The 22,333-nt window shown below is 36.7% G+C and carries 22 protein-coding genes; 18 read left to right on the forward strand and 4 right to left on the reverse strand.

Going from position 1 to position 22,333, the window contains the following annotated elements:
- Nucleotides 1–71 precede the first annotated feature (71 nt).
- Both PMI13_RS18045 and PMI13_RS18050 read right to left on the reverse strand, forming a co-directional pair.
- Nucleotides 72–539, reverse strand: coding sequence for a BlaI/MecI/CopY family transcriptional regulator (locus PMI13_RS18045; RefSeq protein WP_007846426.1), 468 nt, complete (start codon nucleotides 537–539; stop codon nucleotides 72–74).
- A gap of 9 nt (nucleotides 540–548) precedes the next feature.
- Entirely contained in the window at nucleotides 549–1,151 is a 603-nt protein-coding gene (locus PMI13_RS18050; protein WP_007846427.1) for a phosphatase PAP2 family protein, read from the reverse strand.
- Nucleotides 1,152–1,276: 125 nt separating this feature from the next.
- On the opposite strand from PMI13_RS18050, the gene pdhA reads away from it, so the two are divergent.
- The 7 genes from pdhA (at nucleotide 1,277) to PMI13_RS18085 (ending at nucleotide 8,214) form a co-directional block, all read left to right on the forward strand.
- On the forward strand, nucleotides 1,277–2,278 hold the full coding sequence (gene pdhA, locus PMI13_RS18055; protein WP_007846428.1) for a pyruvate dehydrogenase (acetyl-transferring) E1 component subunit alpha: 1,002 nt from the start codon (nucleotides 1,277–1,279) through the stop codon (nucleotides 2,276–2,278).
- A gap of 100 nt (nucleotides 2,279–2,378) precedes the next feature.
- Entirely contained in the window at nucleotides 2,379–3,995 is a 1,617-nt protein-coding gene (locus PMI13_RS18060; RefSeq protein ID WP_007846429.1) for a pyruvate dehydrogenase complex dihydrolipoamide acetyltransferase, read from the forward strand.
- 313 nt (nucleotides 3,996–4,308) lie between these two features.
- Nucleotides 4,309–4,977, forward strand: coding sequence for an ABC transporter ATP-binding protein (locus PMI13_RS18065; RefSeq protein WP_007846430.1), 669 nt, complete (start codon nucleotides 4,309–4,311; stop codon nucleotides 4,975–4,977).
- 11 nt (nucleotides 4,978–4,988) lie between these two features.
- Nucleotides 4,989–5,561: a murein L,D-transpeptidase catalytic domain-containing protein gene (locus tag PMI13_RS18070; RefSeq protein ID WP_007846431.1), complete on the forward strand. Its 573-nt coding sequence runs from the start codon at nucleotides 4,989–4,991 to the stop codon at nucleotides 5,559–5,561.
- A gap of 41 nt (nucleotides 5,562–5,602) precedes the next feature.
- Entirely contained in the window at nucleotides 5,603–6,280 is a 678-nt protein-coding gene (gene radC, locus PMI13_RS18075) for a RadC family protein (RefSeq protein WP_007846432.1), read from the forward strand.
- Nucleotides 6,277–7,197: a hypothetical protein gene (locus PMI13_RS18080; protein WP_007846433.1), complete on the forward strand. Its 921-nt coding sequence runs from the start codon at nucleotides 6,277–6,279 to the stop codon at nucleotides 7,195–7,197. Before radC ends, PMI13_RS18080 begins: the two co-directional genes overlap by 4 nt.
- 120 nt (nucleotides 7,198–7,317) lie before the next feature.
- A complete protein-coding gene (locus tag PMI13_RS18085) occupies nucleotides 7,318–8,214 on the forward strand; it encodes a phytanoyl-CoA dioxygenase family protein (protein ID WP_238536335.1) in 897 nt (298 codons plus the stop codon).
- A 37-nt stretch (nucleotides 8,215–8,251) separates the two neighbouring features.
- On the opposite strand, the gene PMI13_RS18090 is transcribed toward PMI13_RS18085, so the two are convergent.
- On the reverse strand, nucleotides 8,252–9,034 hold the full coding sequence (locus PMI13_RS18090) for an FkbM family methyltransferase (protein ID WP_007846436.1): 783 nt from the start codon (nucleotides 9,032–9,034) through the stop codon (nucleotides 8,252–8,254).
- 136 nt (nucleotides 9,035–9,170) lie between these two features.
- Between PMI13_RS18090 and PMI13_RS18095 the strand changes: the two genes are divergently transcribed.
- The 3 genes from PMI13_RS18095 to PMI13_RS18105 all read left to right on the forward strand — a co-directional run bounded on the left by PMI13_RS18095 (nucleotide 9,171) and on the right by PMI13_RS18105 (nucleotide 13,218).
- Nucleotides 9,171–9,683 (forward strand): DUF7935 family protein, encoded by a 513-nt coding sequence (locus PMI13_RS18095; protein ID WP_007846437.1) that lies wholly within the window; start codon nucleotides 9,171–9,173, stop codon nucleotides 9,681–9,683.
- Between the two features lie 19 nt (nucleotides 9,684–9,702).
- Nucleotides 9,703–10,314, forward strand: a complete 612-nt coding sequence (locus PMI13_RS18100) for an inorganic pyrophosphatase (RefSeq protein ID WP_007846438.1) — start codon at nucleotides 9,703–9,705, stop codon at nucleotides 10,312–10,314.
- A 171-nt stretch (nucleotides 10,315–10,485) separates the two neighbouring features.
- Nucleotides 10,486–13,218 carry a sodium-translocating pyrophosphatase gene (locus PMI13_RS18105; RefSeq protein WP_007846439.1) on the forward strand — a complete coding sequence of 911 codons (2,733 nt, stop codon included), beginning with the start codon at nucleotides 10,486–10,488 and terminating at the stop codon, nucleotides 13,216–13,218.
- Nucleotides 13,219–13,418: 200 nt separating this feature from the next.
- Here the strand turns inward: PMI13_RS18105 and PMI13_RS18110 are convergent, their stop codons facing one another.
- On the reverse strand, nucleotides 13,419–14,558 hold the full coding sequence (locus PMI13_RS18110; protein WP_007846440.1) for an aminotransferase class I/II-fold pyridoxal phosphate-dependent enzyme: 1,140 nt from the start codon (nucleotides 14,556–14,558) through the stop codon (nucleotides 13,419–13,421).
- Nucleotides 14,559–14,646: 88 nt separating this feature from the next.
- Between PMI13_RS18110 and PMI13_RS18115 the strand changes: the two genes are divergently transcribed.
- From PMI13_RS18115 to ilvN, 8 genes are all read left to right on the forward strand, one after another.
- A complete protein-coding gene (locus PMI13_RS18115) occupies nucleotides 14,647–15,702 on the forward strand; it encodes a M28 family metallopeptidase (protein ID WP_007846441.1) in 1,056 nt (351 codons plus the stop codon).
- A 110-nt stretch (nucleotides 15,703–15,812) separates the two neighbouring features.
- The gene (locus tag PMI13_RS18120; RefSeq protein WP_007846442.1) at nucleotides 15,813–16,250 is read left to right on the forward strand and encodes a GNAT family N-acetyltransferase; all 438 of its coding nucleotides are present in this window, start codon (nucleotides 15,813–15,815) and stop codon (nucleotides 16,248–16,250) included.
- Between the two features lie 2 nt (nucleotides 16,251–16,252).
- Nucleotides 16,253–16,621 (forward strand): VOC family protein, encoded by a 369-nt coding sequence (locus PMI13_RS18125; RefSeq protein WP_007846444.1) that lies wholly within the window; start codon nucleotides 16,253–16,255, stop codon nucleotides 16,619–16,621.
- Nucleotides 16,622–16,628: 7 nt separating this feature from the next.
- The gene (locus PMI13_RS18130) at nucleotides 16,629–17,129 is read left to right on the forward strand and encodes an endonuclease V (RefSeq protein WP_007846445.1); all 501 of its coding nucleotides are present in this window, start codon (nucleotides 16,629–16,631) and stop codon (nucleotides 17,127–17,129) included.
- 265 nt (nucleotides 17,130–17,394) lie between these two features.
- A complete protein-coding gene (gene ilvE / locus PMI13_RS18135) occupies nucleotides 17,395–18,297 on the forward strand; it encodes a branched-chain-amino-acid transaminase (RefSeq protein WP_007846447.1) in 903 nt (300 codons plus the stop codon).
- The gene (ilvD, locus tag PMI13_RS18140) at nucleotides 18,290–19,972 is read left to right on the forward strand and encodes a dihydroxy-acid dehydratase (RefSeq protein WP_007846448.1); all 1,683 of its coding nucleotides are present in this window, start codon (nucleotides 18,290–18,292) and stop codon (nucleotides 19,970–19,972) included. Before ilvE ends, ilvD begins: the two co-directional genes overlap by 8 nt.
- A 10-nt stretch (nucleotides 19,973–19,982) precedes the next feature.
- Nucleotides 19,983–21,722 (forward strand): biosynthetic-type acetolactate synthase large subunit, encoded by a 1,740-nt coding sequence (gene ilvB, locus PMI13_RS18145; protein ID WP_007846457.1) that lies wholly within the window; start codon nucleotides 19,983–19,985, stop codon nucleotides 21,720–21,722.
- An 11-nt stretch (nucleotides 21,723–21,733) separates the two neighbouring features.
- On the forward strand, nucleotides 21,734–22,270 hold the full coding sequence (ilvN, locus tag PMI13_RS18150; RefSeq protein ID WP_007846458.1) for an acetolactate synthase small subunit: 537 nt from the start codon (nucleotides 21,734–21,736) through the stop codon (nucleotides 22,268–22,270).
- Nucleotides 22,271–22,333: the final 63 nt, after the last annotated feature.

A 22,333-nucleotide genomic window follows, 5' to 3' on the forward strand; every position in this document is an offset into this window, starting at 1 on the left:
AAACTACAAATTTTGAGACAGAAAAAAGACTGCCCCTTTTGAGACAGCCTCTTTTTCTATATTATGATGTTCTAATCTTTTTTCTTCTTCTTTTTCTTGTCTTTTCCCTTTTTATCTTTCTTAGGATTATTCAGGATTTCATTGGCAATTTCCAGTTTAGGAGCTTTTGATTTAACGGGATTCATATCAAGATGATTGAAGTAATCTTTTAAATCTTCCTTTGAAATTAATTTTTCGTTAAATAGAAGTTCAAAAATTTCTTTCCCTGAATCATTGAAAAAATGATGTAAAAGCTCTTTTAATAAGAATTTTTTATAACCCTCTAAAGGAACCAATACTTTGTATTTAAATATCCTGCCTTCTTTTTGGGTGGAAAGATAGCCTTTTTCGACAAGTATTTTCAAATAAGTGGAGACCGTATTCTGATGCGGTTTCGGCTCAGGATGCTGTTCCATAATATCCTTTAAATAAAAGGAATCCAACTTCCAGAATAGCTTCATTAAATTCTCTTCGGCCGCAGTGAGATGATTTATTTTCATATAATATTCTTAATGTTGAAATTGTATATTGCAATAAAGATAAAGAAAAGATACCAGAAATGCTATTCCGGCCCCCATAAATACTTCTTTTACAGTATGCCTTTTTAATATAACTCTTGTAACTCCCACTAAAATAGCAATTCCCAACCAGATAAATCCCATTTTCCAGTTTAATGCAAAAAACAAAGCAGCCACAAAAACATTAAAGGCGGTATGCATGGAACTTTTAATAAATAAATTACTGATCTGTAACGCAAAAAGGAGAATTAAAATAAACAGCATGACAAAATCAATATACCCGTTTCTGATATAGTTGTAAGTAATATAAATGATAACACAAGCTGCTATAAATATATACAGCGTCTTTCTCTGGCTACGGTTGGAAACATCCATATTGGTATATCTTCCGGTCTTTACATTCCATATGAGCCATATGATAACAGGAAGTATGATCATTAATAATATGGGAAGAAAATAGAATAGGGAATCCTTTAACGAATATTCCTGTACACTCATGTAGACAAAAAATATAAATAAAGAGACCAGTGGGTTAAAAAAGTCAGAGATAACTTTTGAGATTTTATTGATTAAGAATGGCTGTTTTTCTTCCATGAATAAGTTTAAAAATCAAATATAACACTATATGTAAAAAAACAATTGGTATGTATACAATAAAAACAAAGTTTTTTTTATAATTTTGCTCAACTATTTCATAATAAATAAGCAAGAGCTAACACATGAAAGAATTTTCTAAAGAGGTATACCTGAAGTGGTATGAAGATATGACAATGTGGAGAAGGTTTGAAGACAAATGCCGTTCTCTTTATCTAAAACAAAAAATCAGAGGTTTTTTACATTTGTATAATGGTCAGGAAGCGATACCTGCGGGTTTCACTCATGCAATGGATTTAACAAAAGACAGTATGATCACTGCTTACAGATGTCATATCCATCCCATGGCAATGGGAGTAGATCCTAAAAGAATCATGGCGGAACTTTGTGGTAAAGCTACAGGTACATCAGGAGGTATGGGTGGATCTATGCATATTTTCAGCAAAGAGCACCGTTTCTATGGAGGACACGGTATTGTAGGAGGTCAGATTCCTTTAGGTGCCGGTATTGCTTTTGCAGATAAATATTTTGACAGAAAAGCGGTAAATATCTGTTTCTTCGGAGACGGAGCAGCCAGACAGGGATCATTGCATGAAACATTTAACATGGCAATGAACTGGAAATTACCTGTTGTATTTGTTGTAGAAAACAACCAGTATGCAATGGGAACTTCTGTAAAAAGAACAGCTAATCATGAAGATATCTATAAATTAGGATTAGGATACGAAATGCCTTGTCTTGCTGTAGATGCAATGGATCCTGAAAAAGTAGCGGAAGCAGCTTATGAAGCTATTGAAAGAGCAAGAAGGGGAGACGGGCCTACTTTCATCGAAGCAAGAACTTACCGTTACAGAGGTCACTCAATGTCTGATGCTGAACCGTACAGATCGAAAGAAGAAGTAGCGCTTCATAAAAATGATGACCCTATTGAATTGATTAAGCACAGAATTTTAACAAACAATTGGGCTACAGAAGGAGAATTGGAAGCGATCGACAATAAATCAAGAGATTTCGTTGAAGAATGTATCGAATTCATGGAGAACTCTCCGTATCCGGATGCTGAAAAAGTTTATGAGTATGTATATGCTCAGGAAAACTATCCGTTTATAGACAAATTAGAAAACTAAAAATAATATGAGATAATGTAGTGATGTGCTAATTAGTTAATTAACATGTTCCTTTTCATTATCAAATTATCAATTAACTCATTATCATATTAAATAAATTATGGCAGAAGTAATTACAATGCCCCGTCTTTCCGATACTATGACAGAAGGAAAAGTGGCGAAATGGCATAAAAAAGTAGGCGATAAAGTAAAAGAAGGAGATATTTTAGCTGAAATTGAAACAGATAAAGCTGTTCAGGATTTCGAATCTGAAGTAGAAGGAACTCTTTTATACGTAGGTGTAGAAGAAGGTGCTGCTGCTGCTGTAGACTCAGTTTTAGCAATTATTGGTAATGAAGGAGAAGATATTTCCGGATTAACAGGCGGAAGTGCTCCTGCTGCAGGAAGCTCTGAAGAGAAAAAATCTGAGGAAGAATCTAAAACAGAAAATAACGGAACAAGCGTAGAACAGACTACGGCAGAAGTTCCGGCTGGAGTAGAAGTGATTACAATGCCAAGACTTTCTGATACAATGACGGAAGGAAAAGTAGCAAAATGGCATAAAAATGTTGGCGATACAGTGAAAGAAGGAGATCTTCTTGCTGAAATCGAAACAGATAAAGCAGTTCAGGATTTCGAATCTGAATTTAATGGGGTATTATTGAAGCAGGGTGTTGAAGAAGGTGGTGCTGCTCCCGTTGATACAGTATTAGCGATCATAGGCCCTGCGGGAACTGATGTTTCCGGAGTAGGTGCTGCAAAACCAGCTGCTCAGTCTGCAGAAAAACCGGCTGAACAAAAAGCAGAAGCTAAAACTGAAGAAAAATCTGCTGCTCCGGCTGCAAGTTCTTCATCTTCTGACAGAGTGGCAATCTCTCCGTTAGCTAAGAAAATGGCTCAGGATAAAGGTGTTGATATCAATGGCATCCACGGTTCAGGGGAAAACGGAAGAATCGTTAAAAAAGATATTGAAAACTATCAGCCGTCTCAGGCAGCTTCTGGCACATCTGCTCCGGCAGCAAGTGCAGCAGCTCAGGTTGCTGTGAGCTTTGTTCAAGGTCAGGATACAGAAACTCCAAATTCTCAGGTAAGAAATATTATTGCAAAACGTCTTGCTGAAAGTAAATTCTCCGCTCCGCATTACTACCTGATGGTAGAAATCAATATGGATAAAGCAATTGAAGCAAGAAAAGAAATCAATTCTTTACCTGATACTAAAATTTCTTTCAATGATATGATTATTAAAGCGACTGCTGTTGCTTTAAGAAAACATCCGCAAGTAAATTCAAGCTGGGCCGGAGATAAGATCATCCACAGAGGAAATATCAATGTTGGGGTAGCTGTTGCAATTCCTGACGGATTGGTAGTTCCTGTTCTTAAGAATACAGATCAGATGAATTATACCCAGATTTCTGCTGCAGTAAAAGATATGGCTTCAAGAGCGAAGTCCAAAGGTCTTAAAGCAAACGAAATGGAAGGGTCTACATTCTCCATCTCAAACCTTGGAATGTTCGGAATTGAAACCTTTACAAGTATCATCAACCAACCCAACTCTGCAATCCTTTCTGTAGGAGCAATTATTGAAAAGCCTATCGTTAAAGACGGTCAGATTGTAGTTGGAAACATCATGAAGCTTTCATTGGCTTGTGATCACAGAGTGGTAGACGGTGCTACAGGAGCCCAGTTCTTACAAACATTGAAAACATATCTGGAAAGTCCTTTAACTTTGTTATTGTAATTTTCTAAGTTTTTGAAATACAAAAGAATGCTTCTCAGTTTGAGGAGCATTTTTTGTTTGTATTAAATTAAAATAAATGTAAAACATCAATATTTTTTTGTTTAAATAATCTGAGATGTAAGATTTCCTTTGTTTTTTTATTCCGTAGAGATCTAAGTATAGTGTCAGAAAATAGTAAGAAGGTTCAAGTTTAGACCCTTATGGAATGACAGACTGAAATGGATCGTTAAAAATTGATAAACCAAGATGATTCACCATTCACAATTCACTTAAAACTATTCAATATTTAAAATCTATTTACTATTTTTGAATCATGATTAAAGCAAGGAATATCCATAAATCTTATGGGAATTTAGAAGTATTAAAAGGAGTTGATATTCATATCAAAACGGGTGAGGTTGTTTCTATCGTAGGAGAATCGGGAGCAGGAAAATCTACCCTTCTGCAGATCCTGGGAACACTGGATTCACCAACTAACTCTAAAAATCATGATACTGAAATCACCATTGCCGGCGAATCATTTATTAATATGAATGATAAGCAGCTTTCCAAGTTCAGAAACCAGAATATCGGTTTCGTATTTCAGTTCCATCAATTGCTTCCTGAATTCACCGCTATGGAAAATGTGCTGCTTCCGACGAAAATTGCTAAAGCTAATGAGAAAGAGGCCATAGAAAAAGCATATGCGCTTTTTGAAGATCTTAAAATTGAACAGAGACTTCATCATAAACCCAATCAGTTATCCGGAGGAGAAGCCCAAAGGGTAGCGGTCGCCAGGGCTCTTATCAATTCCCCTAAAATTATATTTGCAGATGAGCCTACAGGTAATCTGGATTCAAAGAATGCAGATGATTTACACAGGTTGTTTTTTGATTTAAGAGATAAATATGACCAGACATTTGTCATTGTAACGCATAACCCTAATCTTGCTGAAATTACAGACCGCAAATTGATAATGAAAGATGGGATGATTATTGAATAAACACAACTTTGATGATAAAAAAAATTACTTTCTCTTTTTTGTTCCTGGTTCTTTTTTGTGGTCTGAAATCACAAAATTCCTCAATTTTACCGGAATCCAGAATTACCGAGGTCAAAAATTTTCTGAAAGGGAAAGATTATAATCAAAACCTGGCAGTTTTTATCAATTTTAAAATTCATTCCGGAAATTACCGCTACTTTGTCTATGATCTGAAAAACGATAAGATATTGCAGAAAGCAATTGTCTCTCATGGTTCAGGATCTGTATCAAAAAATTCAGACAAACTTGCATTCAGCAATACAGAGGGATCTTACCAGTCTTCTTTAGGAAAATTTGAGATCCGGGAAAGTTATATAGGGAAATTCGGGAAATCTTACCGTTTAAACGGACTGGATATCACCAATAACAATGCTATGCAGAGGGCTATTATCCTTCATTCTTACAGCTGTATTCCGGATAAAGAATCTCAAAATCCGGCTTGCTTAAGCTTAGGTTGTCCGATGCTTTCTTTGAATGCCTTTAATCAGACAGCCAGGTATATCGATCGATCTCAAAAACCGATTATTTTGTACGCTTTCTATTAAAAATTCATATCTTTTAGCCTTTAACTCATAATTCAAAATTCATGTCTATAAAGTTTCTTGCCAAAGATGACAGACCCAGGGAAAAATTTTTATTGAAAGGTAAGAATTCACTTTCTGATTCTGAGCTTTTAGCAATTGTAATGGGAAGTGGTAGCAAAGAAGAATCTGCTTTAGAGCTGGCAAGAAGGATTTTAGCTTCTGTGGATCATAACTGGAACCAGCTGAGCCTTCTCTCAATAAAAGAATTAATGAAATTTAAAGGAGTAGGGAAAGTAAAAGCCCTCTCTATCGCGACAGCCCTGGAAATAGGACGGAGAAGGACCGGACAGGATATTCCTGAGAAAGTTGTGATTTCAAACAGTAATGATGCCTACAAAATACTTGAAAGTCAGTTGTCTGATCTGAGAACAGAAGAATTCTGGGGAATTTTTATGAACCAGAGTAATAAAGTTATTCTTATTTCTCAACTTACCCAAGGTGGAATCAGCCAGTCTATCGTTGATATCCGTATTTTATTTAAAACTGCTCTGGATCACTTTGCAACAGGGATCATTATTGCTCATAATCATCCTTCAGGAAGCCTTAAACCGAGCCGTGAGGACATGTCTGTTACCCAAAGAATTAAAGAAGCAGGTAAGCTGATGAACATTCAGCTTTTAGACCATTTGATTATAACACAGAACTCATACCTGAGTTTTTCGGATGAAGGATTAATATGATCAGGAGATTACAATATAACGAGATTGACTTTAAAAAATATACGGAATGCCTGGAAAAGTCTGAACAGAGAAAATATTCGGCATCCAGAACTTTTTTAGATGTTACTTCCAATAAACACTGGGAATTATTGGTTTATAATGATTATGAAGCAGTAATGCCGGTTCCCTATGTGAAAAAATATGGTTTTAAAATCGTTCACAGCCCAATGTTGTGTCAGCAGTTGGGTATATTTTCAGAAAAAGAAGATGCAGGGATCAATGAAATTTTTTTAGAATTTCTGCAAAAAAATTACCTGATAAGAATTTACAAGTTTAATGATGTGAATCAATTTCAGTCATCTTTACCACAAAGAAAGAATTTTCTTATTTCCCCTGATTCCTATGAAAAAGTATCAGCGAAATATTCACCGAAAAGAAAACGAAAGCTGAGACTTGATGAAGAGGTTATTAAAAGCTCAGATATAAAAAACATCACTTTCAGTGAAGCTAAAGGTTTTATAGAAGCTAATATTCTGGGAGCTGATAAAGATGAGGATATTAAAGGCTTCATTAATATTTTTGAAAAGTTTTATGAACTTAAGGCCCTTGAATTTTTAGCATTTTATTACCAAAATACCATAATCAATCTTATTGTCACTTACAATGATAGTCGAACAGTAGCTTTATTGGGCACATTCAACGATAAAGAATATGTGAAAATTTCCGGAGCTTCAGTGCTTATCGATCGTATTATACAAGAAAATATAGAAACAAAAATCTTTGATTTTGAAGGTGGAGAATTACCGAATATTGAAGAGTTTTTCAGGGGCTTCCGTCCGGAGCTGAAACCTTATGCTGTCCTGGAAAATCCTATGAAAATCCTGGCTCAGAACTTTGTGCGGTTTTTTATAAAAGGGAAAATTTACTCATTAAGATAACTTTTGAATATTATTGTTTAGATTAATTCTAATTAGAATATTATTTCATAAATTTATAAAGTCATTTATCAATGTAATCAAGCTATGCTAAAGCAAATCCGTAATTACAAATTGCCTTATATGGTTTATAATTTTTTTAACAGGAAAAAGTTAAAACACAACATTCCGCTGTATAAAAAATTTGGAATCAATAAAAATTATTTTTCAAGTATTTCAAGTAAAGATTTCTCACATCTTTCTGATACAGAAAGAGTTATAGATGAAAATAAGCTTATCCATACAGCTTTTTATAAAAATTTATCCGAAGAAAACAAAGAAAGTGTTATCAACTACAATAATAACGGGTATCTGGTTTTAAAAAACTATCTGGATAATGATACGGTAGATAAAATCAACAGTGAAATTCATAAATTAATGACAGACGGAACTTTAAAATTCCGTTACAATGGAAAACTGATGTTCGCCATTCACTATTCCGAAATCATTAAAAACATCGGGAATGATAAAAATCTGCTGGAATTTCTTTCTGTATTGCTGGACGGACAGGCCAAACTTTTCCAGAGTATTAATTTTATCAATGGCAGTCAGCAAAAAACACATTCCGACAGTATTCATATGACCACTTATCCTTTAGGCGGGCTTTTAGGCGTTTGGATTGCCCTGGAAGATGTGGATGAAAACAATGGAGCCCTTCATTACATTCCGGGAAGCCATAAGCTGCCTTATTTTTTAAATTCAGATTACGACAATGAAGGAGATGCTTTAAGAATAGGCAGGAAAAGTTACAAAGCATACGAGGAATTCCTTGAGAATAAAGTAAAAGAGCTGGGACTGAAAAAGGAAATTTTTAAAGCTGTAAAAGGAGACCTTTTAGTCTGGCATGCCAATATCCTGCATGGCGGAGAGCCGCATCTTGATAAAAGCAGGACAAGAAAAAGCCTCGTATACCATTTCTTTGATGAAAACAGCGTTTGTTATCATGAAGTTACCCAAAGACCTGCTCTTTTTGAGCTGTAAAAATAAAAAGCTGCGAAAATTTCCGTAGCTTTCCTGTTTATTCTTTATCAGCAAATAAAACATCACCTTCTTTCTGCTTTATTTTCAACTGAAAAGGCTCTAAGTCCCGGCTCAGGTTTTTTGAATCATAAGGAGAATGTATTTCAATAATTATATTTTCAATATGCTGAAGCCATGAGTTATTTTTGCTGAGCAGGTCGGCTTCTGCACCTTCAATATCGATTTTCAGTAAATCCATCCGCTGCAGATGATTATTTTTCATAAATGTTTCAACTGACAATGCTTGTACGGGTATTCCCGATTCAGATACTTTCTGGTTGTAAGACAGTTCCTGCGTGCCAAAATTCACGGATCCGTCTTCAAAATGAGCGGCTGCATGGAAACAGGCAATATTTTTAAAAGAAGCAGTATTGGCTTTCAGAAGTTGGAAATTCTCCGGAGAAGCTTCTACGGAATATATTTTTGCATTGGGGTATTTCAACGCAAAATAAATTGATGTCAGCCCGATATGTGCTCCGAAATCTACAATGACTTCAGGATTCTTTTTTAAAAGTTTCAGATGCTTGTCGTACGTTTTTTTCCAGAATATTTCATAAAAAATATCAATATCACCCTTAAATGTCCTTAAATAAATATCAAAATTTCTTTTTGCTTTTCTAAACCGATACACGAAAGTTTCGGTATTGCTGAAGTCAAGTCTGTTTTTTTTAAACTTCGAGCTGTACCTTTTTGTGTTGACAATAAATGCCGTAAAGGTTGTAAGGTTGCTACTTATTTTCGAGCTGAAAGACAGCTTTGAGATATAGTTTTTTAAAGACATTATTTTCTTGCGCAGATTAATACTGCAAATTAAGAGTATTTATATGGAAAAGCCCGGTTTTCGGAAAAAAATAAAAATTAAAACTTCAAAAATGCATAGTAAATAGCAAATTATTAGTAATTTTGCACATCGAATTATGACTAGTTTTTCAGGATATTTACCCTATGCTTTTGCATTAATAATTGCGATTCCTTTTTTGGTTTTGCTGAGACAGTTTGTACATGCCTATATTAAGCTTAAGAATCAGGAAATAAACCTTCTTTCCGTAAAATCCAATTCTGAAAATAAAACCCATTCATACGAAAGGATGACCCTTTTTCTGGAAAGAATAAAGCCTTCAAACCTAATTCTGAGATTTGACAAAAACCTGGCTGCTCACGAATTTATTTTCCTGACTGAAAAAACAATCAATGAAGAATTTGAATATAATTCTTCCCAACAGCTTTATTTAACAAAAAATTCATGGAAAAATATTGTTGATTCCAAGAATGCCGTTATAGATTTGCTTCATACGACATATGAAAGCTTTAACAACAGCCCGGAGCTGGACGAATTTAAAACGGTTTTCATCATGAATTACATGAATGGAGAAGATTATATCGCTGTAACGATAGAAGACCTGAGAAGAGAAATTTTAATAATAGCTTAATTAAAAATAAAAATAAATAATGATTCCAAATTTTAAAGCACATCCGTGGCATGGAATTTCTGCAGGAGAAGATGCGCCAAATGTTGTCAATGTATTTGTGGAAATCGTTCCTTCAGATACTATTAAATATGAAGTGGATAAAGAAACTGGATATTTAAAGGTAGACAGACCTCAGAAATTCTCAAATATTATTCCCGCACTATACGGATTTGTTCCGAGAACATATTGCCATAATGAAGTGATGAAGCTTGCTATAGAAAGAGGTGCAGATGATGTTACAATGGGAGATCATGACCCGTTGGATATCTGTGTTTTAAGTTCACATAATATTCACTCGGGAGGAATGCTGATGGAAGCTATTCCAATCGGTGGCTTCAAAATGATTGATGGTGGTGAGGCTGATGATAAAATCGTTGCTGTAATGGTAGGTGATCATGCTTTCGGACATTTCAGAGACATTACAGAATTACCTGAAGCAGAAGTAAAAAGATTGATGCACTACTTTTTAACCTATAAAAACTTACCGGACGAACCTGCAAAATGCAGAATCCAGGAAGTTTACGGAGTTGAACATGCTAAAAAAGTGATCAAGGCAGCACAGAAAGATTACGCAGAAAAATTCGGGGGATAAAACTCTTCCATGAATGATAAATAAAGGATAAATGAGATTTCATTTATCCTTTTTTGTTTGGAATAAGCGATGATTGATGAAGAGTGATTTTACAGGGTTATATTTTTTTTAATATTTTGATGAGAATTATTTATTATATTTAGTTCTCTATTATCAAAAAAATATTAAACTATGGACCTATTTGTGTTAGTACCAATTTTTGGGGTTGTAGCTTTATTGTATACCTTTTTACAAAGTAACTGGGTAAATAAGCAGAACGCCGGAAATGAAAAAATGAAAACGATCAGCGGACACATTGCTGACGGTGCAATGGCTTTTCTAAAGGCCGAGTACAAGGTTTTAGCCTATTTTGTAATTATTGTAGCCATTTTGCTGGCAGTGATGGGAATGAGTAATTCAAATTCGCACTGGAGTATAGGAATTGCTTTTGCTGTAGGAGCTGTATTTTCAGCATTGGCCGGCTTTATAGGAATGAAAATTGCCACGAAAGCCAATGTAAGAACTGCCGAAGCAGCAAGGACATCCCTTTCAAAAGCGTTGAAAGTTTCCTTTACAGGTGGTACCGTAATGGGAATGGGAGTTGCCGGATTAGCGGTTTTAGGATTAGGAACACTTTTTATTGTTCTGAAACAGATTTTTGCTCCCGATGCGACGGTAGATTCCCACGAAATGGAAAGAACGATCGAGATTCTGACAGGATTTTCTCTTGGGGCCGAATCTATTGCCTTATTTGCAAGAGTAGGAGGTGGTATTTATACAAAAGCAGCTGACGTAGGAGCAGATCTTGTAGGAAAAGTAGAAGCGGGAATTCCTGAGGATGATCCAAGAAACCCGGCTACGATTGCTGATAATGTAGGAGATAATGTAGGAGATGTGGCAGGAATGGGCGCCGACCTTTTCGGATCTTATGTAGCAACTGTTTTAGCAACCATGGTTTTAGGACGGGAAACAGTGTCTGTAGACTCATACGGTGGGTTTGCACCCATTCTTTTACCGATGCTTATTGCAGGAACAGGAATTATTTTTTCAATTATAGGAACTTTATTTGTCAGAATTAATGATAATGAAGGGAGCTCGACTTCAAGTGTTCAGAATGCTTTAAACCTTGGAAACTGGGGAAGTATCGTGATCACTGCAATAGCCTCTTATTTTCTGGTAACTTATATTCTCCCGGATAAAATGGTTTTAAGAGGCCATGAATTCACTAAAATGGGTGTTTTCGGGGCCATTATGGTCGGATTGGTTGTAGGTACCTTAATGAGTATTATTACAGAATATTATACAGCGATGGGAAAAAGACCGGTTTCAAGCATTGTGAGACAGTCTTCTACAGGCCATGCAACAAATATTATCGGCGGCCTTGCCGTTGGAATGGAATCTACTTTGCTTCCGATTATTGTTTTAGCAGGAGGAATTTACGGATCATACCTTTGTGCCGGGTTGTATGGTGTAGCGATTGCGGCAGCAGGAATGATGGCGACCACAGCCATGCAGCTTGCCATTGATGCTTTCGGGCCGATTGCAGATAATGCCGGTGGAATTGCCGAAATGAGTGAGCTTCCGAAAGAAGTTCGTGAAAAAACAGATATCCTGGATGCAGTAGGAAATACAACGGCAGCTACCGGAAAAGGATTTGCCATTGCATCTGCTGCTTTAACTGCTCTAGCATTATTTGCCGCTTTCGTGGGTATTGCAGGTATTGACGGTATTGATATTTACAGAGCCGATGTATTAGCCGGCCTGTTCGTAGGAGGAATGATCCCGTTTATCTTCTCATCTTTAGCGATTACCGCTGTAGGACAGGCCGCGATGGCAATGGTAGAGGAAGTAAGACGGCAGTTCCGTGAAATCCCGGGAATTTTAGAAGGAAAAGCAGAGCCGGAATATGAAAAATGTGTGGCTATTTCTACTGATGCATCCATAAAAAAAATGATGTTGCCGGGAGCTATTGCCATTATTTCACCACTTTTGATCGGATTTATCTTCGGACCGGAAGTATTGGGAGGATTTTTAGCAGGAGCAACGGTAAGCGGTGTTTTAATGGGAATGTTCCAGAATAACGCCGGCGGAGCCTGGGATAACGCTAAAAAATCTTTTGAAAAAGGAGTAGACATCAACGGAAAAACTTATTATAAAGGATCTGAACCTCATAAAGCATCGGTAACAGGTGATACAGTGGGAGATCCGTTTAAAGATACCTCAGGACCGTCAATGAACATTCTGATTAAGCTGATGTCAATTGTTTCATTGGTCATTGCGCCTACCCTGGCTACTTTACACAAAGATAAAATCGATGCCAACCGAAAAACTAAAATTGAAAGCCTTACAGGAATGACCGGGATTCATTCGGAAAGCGAAAATATGCCTGTAACTGAGCCTTCATCAACAGAAGAAATTAAAGGCCATTTAAATGAAACAGGTGATTTCGTATATGAAACCGGAACAATCAAGGAAATCAAGCTGAACGGAGGAAAAATAATCACTCTTGGTGAAGGAAGCCAGCTGTACCGTTTGCTTAATGGAGTTAAAGAAAAAAGCCCGGCCATTTTAAATCCGGATAACTGGTATACCATCGAAAATCTTTATTTTGAAACCGGTTCAAGTGATTTAAAAGCAGGCTCTGAAGCAGAACTGAATAATCTTGCTGAAATTTTAAATGCTTATCCCGGCTTAAAAATCAAATTAGGCGGTTATACCGATAATACGGGAAATCAGGAAAGCAACCAGAAGCTGTCGAATTTAAGAGCACAGACTGCAAAACTAAAACTATTGGAAATGGGAATTTCTGCAGACAGGATTGAAGCTGAAGGTTATGGTTCTCAACATCCGGTATGTGAAGCCAATGATACGGATGAATGTAAAGCTAAAAACAGAAGAATTGATGTAAGAGTTCTTTCTTTATAAAATCTTAAGCAATATAATATTATTACAGCACTGCTGAAAGGCGGTGCTTTTTTGTTGGAGTAAGTTGAAAAGATACAAAGGATTTAACAGCAAGTAGAAAGAAATATATGCACAATCAATTCTATCGCAGATAAAATTCCTTGCATCTTAAACAAGAGTCAATAAAATAATTTGCGTTTTTTGCGGTTAACCTATACAACCTATAGATTTTTTCTCAAATGCTCCAATGCCTGTATAATCACTTCATCTTTCTTGGAAAAGCTAAACCGCACATAATCAGAATCCTGTTTCGAATTATAAAATGCGGAAAGCGGAAGACAAGCCACCTTTTTTTCAATCGTGAGCCACCTTGAAAACTCTACATCCGTCATTGTTTTGGAAACATTCCGAAAATTAACAACCTGGAAAACACTTCCCTGAGATTTTTGTTCGGTTTGTAATGGGGTATCAGCGATAAGCTTATTGAAAATATCCCTTTTATGCTGCATTAATTTCTGATTTTCAGAAGAATCAAACACTTCAAGGTATTTTGCCACAGCATATTGGGCAGGAGCATTGGCGCTATAGGAAATATACTGCTGATGACATCTGAATTTAGGGGTCAGTTCCTCGGAAGTTAGCAGATAACTTACCTTCCAGCCTGTAGAATGAAACATTTTTCCGAAAGAGAAGATACAGAATGTTCTCTTTTTTAATTCAGGATGGATGAAAGAGCTGTAATGTTGTATACCATCATAACAGTAGGTGTCATAAATCTCTTCCGAAATCAGATAAATTTCACGGTTTTTTATTAATTCATACAGTTGATTCCAATCTGACTGATCCCATATTTTTCCAGTTGGGTTTTGCGGAGAATTCACAATAATGGCTTTAGTTTTTTCTGAAATGCAATTTTGAAGTTTTTCCCAGTTTATCACAAAATCATTGTCAAGATCATAATACACAGGAATGCCGCCATTAAGAAATACAGAAGGCCCGTAGGTATAATAAGATGGCTGAATGATGATAACTTCATCTCCTTGGTTTAAAATGCATTTAAGGGAAGTATATAAAGCAAAGGTTGCGCAAGGAACAATCGTTATTTCATTTTCTTTCAGTGAAATTTTGTTTTCTCTTTTTAAGTTGAATTTAATAATATTTTCGATCAGCAGAGGGTTTCCTGCAATGGGTTCATAATTGTGGTGAATAGCGTCTGCAGATTCTTTAAGAAAGTATTTTAAACGTTCATCAATGGCAAAATCAGGAAGGCCTAATGAAAGGTCAAAACTGTTGTTCCTCGAAGCAAGCTCAGACATTTCAGTAAAAAAAGAGTAATGATTGAATCCGTAAATATTTTCCATTCTTTTTACAATTATATCAAATATAAGAAAAATTAGAATCCATTACAGATTAAATAAAATTTGTTATTTTTAAAGAAATAATTTTATAATGAGAAAAATACTTATTCCACTATTTTCTGTTGCGTTATTGACAAGCTGTGGAACTGCTAAAGTGGCCAACGACGGGAAAAGCGCTACGGATTCATCGCCAAAAATTTCTTCTAAAGCTGAAAAAGCATTTCAGGCGGCTTATCAGACTATTAGCGCGGAAGATTTAAAGAAAAATCTATATGTAATTGCTTCTGATGAAATGGGAGGAAGAGATACCGGCAGCCCGGGACAGAAAAAAGCAGGAGAGTATATGATTAATTTTTATAAAGACTTAGGAATCTCTTATCCTAAAGCTCTTGGTTCTTACTATCAGAAAGTCCCGGCTGATTTTATGAAGAAAAGAGGCGGTGGTAATCTTCCGGATTCGGAAAATATACTAGCTTTCATAGAAGGAAGTGAAAAGCCTGAGGAAATAATTGTAGTATCCGCCCATTATGATCACGTAGGTACAAGAAACGGAGTTGTTTATAACGGTGCAGATGACGATGGCAGCGGAACAGTGGGTGTAATGGAGATTGCAAAAGCTTTCCAGGCTGCTAAAAAAGCTGGGAACGGACCTAAAAGATCAATCCTGTTCCTTCATGTAACCGGAGAAGAGCATGGCTTATTCGGATCTGAATTCTATACGGATAATCCGGTGTTTCCGTTAGCCAATACTGTGGTTGACCTTAACATCGATATGATCGGTCGTGATGATCCTGAAAACAGAGGAAAACAATATGTATATGTAATTGGTTCAGAAATGTTAAGCTCACAATTGAAAGTAATCAATGAAGCTGCCAATAAGAAAACCAATAATCTGGAATTAAACTATAAATACGATGATCCCGCAGATCCTCAAAGATTATATTACAGATCAGACCACTATAATTTTGCAAAAAATAATGTTCCGGTAGCATTTTTCTTTGACGGAATTCATGAAGATTATCACAAACCGACTGATGATGTTGAAAAAATCGATTATGCTTTGTTACAGAAAAGAACACAATTGGTTTTTACAACTGCATGGGATATTGCTAACAGCCCGGAAAGAATTGTCGTTGATAAGAAATAATTTGCAAAATTAATTCACTGAAATAAATTAGTACCTTTAGATTATAAAAAATAAGTAAGCCTGTAAGAATAATATCTTATAGGCTTTTATTAAAACTTTAATTGAATGATATGATAATCCGTGAAGCTAAAAAAGAAGATATTCTGCAAATACAGTTGGTGAGAAATTCCGTAAAAGAAAATATGCTTTCTGATCCTTCTTTGGTTACCGACCGGGATTGTGAAGAATTTTTATTTGAAAGGGGAAAGGGCTGGGTTTGCGAAATTGATCACCGGATAGCAGGATTCTCAATTGTTGATCTTAAAGAAAATAATATCTGGGCTTTATTTTTACATCCTGATTTTGAAAAACAGGGGATCGGAAGGAAGCTGCACGATAATATGCTTGACTGGTATTTTAGCCAGACGAAGGATACGGTATGGCTCGGAACGGCACCCGGTACAAGAGCGGAAACCTTTTACAGAAAATCTGGCTGGATCGAAACCGGAACTCATGGGAAAGGAGAAATTAAATTTGAAATGCAGTATATTCACTGGAAAAACAGATAAAAATGAAACAGAATGTAAAATCATTGAGACCTTTTATAGGCGCTGAAAACTTTGAGATCAGCAGAAAATTCTACGCTGACCTGGGATTTGAAGAAATTATTTTAGAATATAATTTATCACTGTTCAAAAAACAGGAAATAGGATTCTACCTTCAGGATGCTTATGTGAAAGACTGGATTGACAATACGATGCTTTTCATGGAAGTTGAGAATGTGGAAGATTTCTGGCAGGAGCTTTTATCTTTAAATCTTCCTGAAAAATACGGAAAAGTAAAACTTAGCCCTGTCAGAACACTGGATTGGGGAAAAGAATGCTTCGTGCATGATCCGTCCGGAATTTTATGGCATTTTGGTGAGTTTTTTAATAAATAGGCCGACAATGATTTACGCTTTTGATACGTACTATTACGATGATCATGCTAATACGGTCTGTATTGCTTTTGAAGACTGGAATTCTGAAAAAGAAACTGAAATTTTTAACGAAAAAACAGAAATTACATTCGAATATCAAAGCGGGGAATTTTATAAAAGAGAATTGCCCTGTATTCTGAGTTTATTGGAAAAAATACAGCTTAAAGACGGTGACAGCATTATAATCGACGGATATGTAACCCTGGATAACGATGGCAAAATTGGTTTAGGTGGTTATCTTTATGAAGTTTTAGGGCAAAAATATCCTGTGATCGGGATTGCAAAAAATGAATTTTCATCCCCGGATTCCCAAAGGAGAAGCATCTGCAGGGGAGAAAGCAAAACACCTTTATTTCTTACTGCAAAAGGAATTGATGTAGATATCCTGATCCCGGAAATAAAACAGATGCATGGTCTGTACAGAATTCCGACACTCTTAAAAAAACTGGATCAGCTCACAAGAACATAATCCGCGATTTTTTGATTATTTTTCAAAAAAACATCAAAATATTTTTTTAATTAAAAAAAATTAATACATTTGTCTCATCAAAAATCAAAAATGAATAAAACGTTCAACAATATTATTACTGTCATTCTTGTCATTATCGGATCTCCGGTGATGAGCAGTGGCATTGTTGAAAGTTAGCAAAAATATATTTCAAATAAATGAAGCCATTCTCATCTGAGGATGGCTTTTTTTATTGTGTTAACCGAAAAATCTTATAAAGACAAGTATGTACTACAACGAAAAAAGTATTCTTTACTACGACGGAAAGTTTTTAAAAGCAACAAAAGCTTCCACGGATCTCTACGGACAGTCTCTTCATTATGGTTATGCTGTGTTTGAAGGAATTAAAGCCTATAAAACCACAAACGGAACAAAAATTTTCAAAGCGGAAGAACATTATGACCGGTTAGGAAGATCGGCTGAACTGATGATGATGCCTTTTGATCATACTACTCCGGAAATGATTGAGATCACTTATGAACTTTTAGAAATGAATAATTTAAGCAATGCTTATATCAGGCCGCTTGTGATCTGTTCACCCAATATGGCTCTTTCAAAAGGTTTGAAAAGCTTTTTAGTTATAGAAGCATGGAACTGGGATAACGGCTATTTATCTGAGGGATTGAGAGTAATGACGTCTTCGTTTGAGCGGCCTAATCCTAAAGCATTTAAGATAGAAGCTAAAGTCAGCGGGCATTATGTAAATTCTATTCTGGCATCACAGGAAGCGAAGGAGAAAGGTTTTAACGAGGCATTACTTTTAGATGAATGCGGGAATGTTGCGGAAAGTTCCGGAGCTAATGTTTTTTATGAAAAAGATTCAAAACTGTATACTCCTGAAAAAGGAAGTATCCTACCGGGAATCACAAGAGCTGCGGTTTTTGAGATATGTGATCAGTTAGGGATTAAATATGAAGAAAAACGATTCAAGCCCGAAGAAATGAAAGGTGCTGATGCTGCATTTTTTTGTGGTACTGCTGCAGAAATAGTGGCTCTGGAATCTCTGGATAAAGTTCCTTTTCAACTGGAATGGAAGAAAAGCACTTCTGCGTTGGTACAGAAAGCTTACAGGCATCTTGTTTTAAATGAAGATTATACCTACCTGAAAAACCAGTTGCAATATGTGTAAGCCCCTTAATAAATACTCAAGAACACTTACCCAGGATCCTACACAGCCTGCAACACAGGCCATGTTTTATGGAATAGGCTTTCAGAAAGAAGATTTTGAAAAAGCCCAGATCGGAGTGGTGAGCATGGGTTATGACGGAAACACCTGCAATATGCATCTGAATGACCTTGCCCAGCTTGTGAAGAGGGGAGTGACCGAGCAAAACCTGGTAGGACTGATGTTTCATACGATAGGAATCAGTGACGGGATGACGAATGGTACTGATGGAATGCGATACTCACTGGTGAGCCGGGATATTATTGCCGACAGTATTGAAGCAGTATGTGCCGGGCAGTATTATGATGGTTTGATTACCGTACCCGGATGTGATAAAAATATGCCTGGGTCATTAATGGCGATGGCCAGGTTGAACCGTCCATCTATCATGGTATATGGCGGAAGTATAGAGGCCGGCCACTACAAAGGAAATGATCTCAATATTGTTTCTGCTTTTGAAGCATTGGGAAATAAAATTGCAGGAAATCTTTCAGATGAAGATTATGAAGGAATTATAAAAAATTCCTGCCCGAGTGCCGGAGCCTGTGGCGGAATGTATACTGCGAATACCATGGCATCCGCTATTGAAGCATTGGGAATGAGCTTACCGTACTCATCATCTTATCCTGCATTAAGCAGAGAAAAGAAAGAAGAATGTCTGTTTGCCGGGCATTACATAAAAATATTGCTGGAAAAAGATATTAAACCTTCTGATATCATGACTCCAAAGGCCTTCGAAAATGCATTAAGGATTATTATGGTCCTGGGGGGAAGTACAAATGCAGTTCTTCACTTTATAGCCATAGCAAAAAGTATAGGCCATCATTTAAGCCTTGATGATTTTCAGAGAATAAGTGATACGACCCCTTTGTTGGCAGACCTGAAGCCAAGCGGAAAATACCTGATGAAAGATCTTCACAAGGTTGGAGGTGTTCCTGCGGTGATGAAATACATGCTTGATCTGGGTCTTCTTCACGGGGACTGCCTTACGGTGACCGGAAAAACAATGGCTGAAAACCTTATGAACATCACTTCGATCATAGACAGGGAACAGGACGTTATCAGAAATGTCAATGATCCTATTAAAAAGACAGGACACATCAGAATTATGTACGGAAACCTTGCTGAAAAAGGATGTGTAGCAAAAATTACAGGAAAAGAAGGAAGCTTTTTTAAAGGCAAAGCAATTGTTTTTGATGGTGAAAAAGAGTTTATCAAAGGCATAGAAGATAAAATGATCAGTGATGGTGATGTGGTGGTAATCAAAAATGAAGGTCCAAAAGGAGCTCCCGGAATGCCGGAAATGTTAAAGCCCACCTCCGCATTAATGGGCTCGGGACTGGGGAAAAATGTTGCCTTAATTACCGATGGCCGTTTTTCCGGGGGAACTCATGGCTTTGTAGTAGGACATATTACGCCTGAAGCTTTTGAAGGCGGATTGATAGGGCTGGTAAAAAATAACGATATCATTGAAATTGATGCTGAAAAAAACACCATCAACCTAATGATCACAGAAGATGAGCTGAAAGAAAGAAAATCAGGATTTAAAAAACCTGATTATAAAGTGAAGAGCGGTGTTTTATATAAATATGCAAAACTCGTATCAGATGCTTCTCAGGGATGTATAACAGATTTTTAAATTAAAAAGAATGAAGCCAGCATTAAATACAGTAAAAGAAAATAAGCCTGTTTTCCGGACAAAAAAGTTGAAAGGAGCAGAAGTGATCCTGGAAATTTTTAAAGAAGAAAATGTAAATACGGTATTCGGATATCCGGGAGGAGCCGTTATCCCGATTTATGATGCATTGTACGATTATAAGGATGTTTTGCAACATATTTTGGTAAGACATGAGCAAGGGGCTATTCATGCAGCGCAGGGATTTTCAAGATCTTCCGAAAAAATAGGCGTTGTTATTGCCACCAGTGGCCCGGGAGCAACCAATCTTATCACAGGTCTTGCAGATGCCATGATTGACAGTACGCCTCTGGTATGTATTACCGGGCAGGTATATGCCTCACTTTTGGGATCTGATGCTTTTCAGGAAGTGGATATTATAAATGTTACAGCTCCTGTTACAAAATGGAATTGCCAGGTCACAGATGCGGAAGATATTCCAAAGATACTGGCAAAAGCATTTTATATTGCAAAATCCGGCCGGCCGGGGCCTGTTTTAATTGATATTACTAAAAACGCACAGCTTCAGGAAATTGATTTTTCAGGTTACGAAGCTTGCGTGTCAATACGCTCATATCAACCTAAGCCTGATATCAGAAAGGAATATATAGAACGGGCTTCAACGCTTATTAATAATGCTAAAAAGCCATTTCTGATATTCGGGCAGGGCGTCATTATCGGAAATGCTGAAGAAGAACTGAAAAAACTGGTTGAAAAAACAGGAATTCCTGCTGCGTCTACAGCACTTGGACTAGGAGCTCTTTCTACAGAACATCCGTTATATGTCGGTATGTTGGGGATGCATGGCCATTATGCTCCCAATAAATTAACCAATGAGTGTGATGTATTGATTGCAGTAGGAATGCGTTTTGACGACCGTGTTACAGGAAAGCTTGATCAGTATGCTAAACAGGCAAAAGTGATACACTTTGATATTGATCTTGCAGAAATTGATAAAAATGTAAAAGCGGATGTCCCCGTTTTAGGAGATTGTAAAGAAACACTTTCACTCTTAATCCCAATGCTGGATAAGAATGCTCATGATAATTGGCTGGAACAGTTTAAAAAGCTTCAGTATGAAGAGCATGAAGAAGTTATTGAGAAAGAGCTTAATCCCATAACGGATGAACTCACAATGGCCGAGGTGCTTAAATACCTGAATGAGATTACGGATGGTGAATATATCATCTGCACTGATGTAGGACAACATCAGATGATTTCCTGCAGGTATGCAGAATTTAAAGCATCAAAAAGAAATATAACCTCAGGCGGGTTGGGTACAATGGGTTTTGGCTTGCCTGCTGCGATCGGTGCAAAAATGGCTAACCCGGATAAGCATGTCATCTGTATTGCGGGAGATGGGGGATTCCAGATGAATATCCAGGAGCTGGGAACGATTGCCCAGTTCAACATCGGGGTCAAAATGATCATCCTCAATAATTCCTTTCTGGGAATGGTTCGCCAATGGCAGGAACTTTTTCATGACAAGCGGTACTCTTTTGTAGAGATTACAAGCCCTGATTTTCCTGCTGTTTCCGAAGCGTATGGCATCAAAGCAAAACATGTAACAGACAGAGCGTTTTTAAAGACTTCACTCGAAGAAATGCTCAGCACGGAAGGATCTTACCTCCTTGAAATAATGGTAGGGCGGGAAAATAATGTTTTTCCCATGGTTCCCCAGGGATGCAGCATCAGTGAAATCCGTTTAAAATAAAAATCATTAAAATGAATAAACAAGAATACACCATAAGCGTTTTTACCGAAAATCAGGTGGGGTTGCTTACAAAAATAGCCATGGTTTTTTCCAGAAGAGGGATCAATATTGACAGTCTGAATGTATCTCCTACAGAGATTGAGAGCATTTCAAGATTTACGATTGTAGTGAATATTGAGGAAGAAACCGTGAGAAAAGTATCAAGGCAGATTCAGAAATTGGTGGAAGTCATTAAAGTTTACTATAACACCAATGAAGAAATTGTCTGGCAGGAGTTGGCCCTTTTTAAGCTGGAGACCAATGTTGTTTCAGAAAAATTTTATGTAGAAAGGATATTGAGGCGCTATGGAGCTACGATTGTCAGTATAAGAAATGATTATACGGTATTTACCATTGTCGGGCATCATGAAGAAATAGGCAGTTTTCAGGAACTTCTCGAGCCACACGGTCTTATAGAGTTTATAAGAAGCGGAAGAGTAGCGGTGATCAAATCAAACGGAGCTTTTCATAAAAAATTAGGAATCCTTGAAAAAACAGCTTATCAATAATTTGGATAAGCACATATTCAGTATATAAAATAGCCTTTAAAAAGGTTGAAAAACATTAACAAT

The organism is Chryseobacterium populi, from assembly GCF_000282115.1.
GTDB classification, from domain to species: Bacteria; Bacteroidota; Bacteroidia; order Flavobacteriales; family Weeksellaceae; genus Chryseobacterium; species Chryseobacterium populi.

Bases quoted from the DNA above. Each gene is read 5' to 3' on its own strand.
- PMI13_RS18045 (WP_007846426.1), bottom strand. From the start codon at position 539: ATGAAAATAAATCATCTCACTGCGGCCGAAGAGAATTTAATGAAGCTA.
- PMI13_RS18050 (WP_007846427.1), bottom strand. From the start codon at position 1,151: ATGGAAGAAAAACAGCCATTCTTAATCAATAAAATCTCAAAAGTTATC.
- pdhA (WP_007846428.1), top strand. From the start codon at position 1,277: ATGAAAGAATTTTCTAAAGAGGTATACCTGAAGTGGTATGAAGATATG.
- PMI13_RS18060 (WP_007846429.1), top strand. From the start codon at position 2,379: ATGGCAGAAGTAATTACAATGCCCCGTCTTTCCGATACTATGACAGAA.
- PMI13_RS18065 (WP_007846430.1), top strand. From the start codon at position 4,309: ATGATTAAAGCAAGGAATATCCATAAATCTTATGGGAATTTAGAAGTA.
- PMI13_RS18070 (WP_007846431.1), top strand. From the start codon at position 4,989: ATGATAAAAAAAATTACTTTCTCTTTTTTGTTCCTGGTTCTTTTTTGT.
- radC (WP_007846432.1), top strand. From the start codon at position 5,603: ATGTCTATAAAGTTTCTTGCCAAAGATGACAGACCCAGGGAAAAATTT.
- PMI13_RS18080 (WP_007846433.1), top strand. From the start codon at position 6,277: ATGATCAGGAGATTACAATATAACGAGATTGACTTTAAAAAATATACG.
- PMI13_RS18085 (WP_238536335.1), top strand. From the start codon at position 7,318: ATGGTTTATAATTTTTTTAACAGGAAAAAGTTAAAACACAACATTCCG.
- PMI13_RS18090 (WP_007846436.1), bottom strand. From the start codon at position 9,034: ATGTCTTTAAAAAACTATATCTCAAAGCTGTCTTTCAGCTCGAAAATA.
- PMI13_RS18095 (WP_007846437.1), top strand. From the start codon at position 9,171: ATGACTAGTTTTTCAGGATATTTACCCTATGCTTTTGCATTAATAATT.
- PMI13_RS18100 (WP_007846438.1), top strand. From the start codon at position 9,703: ATGATTCCAAATTTTAAAGCACATCCGTGGCATGGAATTTCTGCAGGA.
- PMI13_RS18105 (WP_007846439.1), top strand. From the start codon at position 10,486: ATGGACCTATTTGTGTTAGTACCAATTTTTGGGGTTGTAGCTTTATTG.
- PMI13_RS18110 (WP_007846440.1), bottom strand. From the start codon at position 14,558: ATGGAAAATATTTACGGATTCAATCATTACTCTTTTTTTACTGAAATG.
- PMI13_RS18115 (WP_007846441.1), top strand. From the start codon at position 14,647: ATGAGAAAAATACTTATTCCACTATTTTCTGTTGCGTTATTGACAAGC.
- PMI13_RS18120 (WP_007846442.1), top strand. From the start codon at position 15,813: ATGATAATCCGTGAAGCTAAAAAAGAAGATATTCTGCAAATACAGTTG.
- PMI13_RS18125 (WP_007846444.1), top strand. From the start codon at position 16,253: ATGAAACAGAATGTAAAATCATTGAGACCTTTTATAGGCGCTGAAAAC.
- PMI13_RS18130 (WP_007846445.1), top strand. From the start codon at position 16,629: ATGATTTACGCTTTTGATACGTACTATTACGATGATCATGCTAATACG.
- ilvE (WP_007846447.1), top strand. From the start codon at position 17,395: ATGTACTACAACGAAAAAAGTATTCTTTACTACGACGGAAAGTTTTTA.
- ilvD (WP_007846448.1), top strand. From the start codon at position 18,290: ATGTGTAAGCCCCTTAATAAATACTCAAGAACACTTACCCAGGATCCT.
- ilvB (WP_007846457.1), top strand. From the start codon at position 19,983: ATGAAGCCAGCATTAAATACAGTAAAAGAAAATAAGCCTGTTTTCCGG.
- ilvN (WP_007846458.1), top strand. From the start codon at position 21,734: ATGAATAAACAAGAATACACCATAAGCGTTTTTACCGAAAATCAGGTG.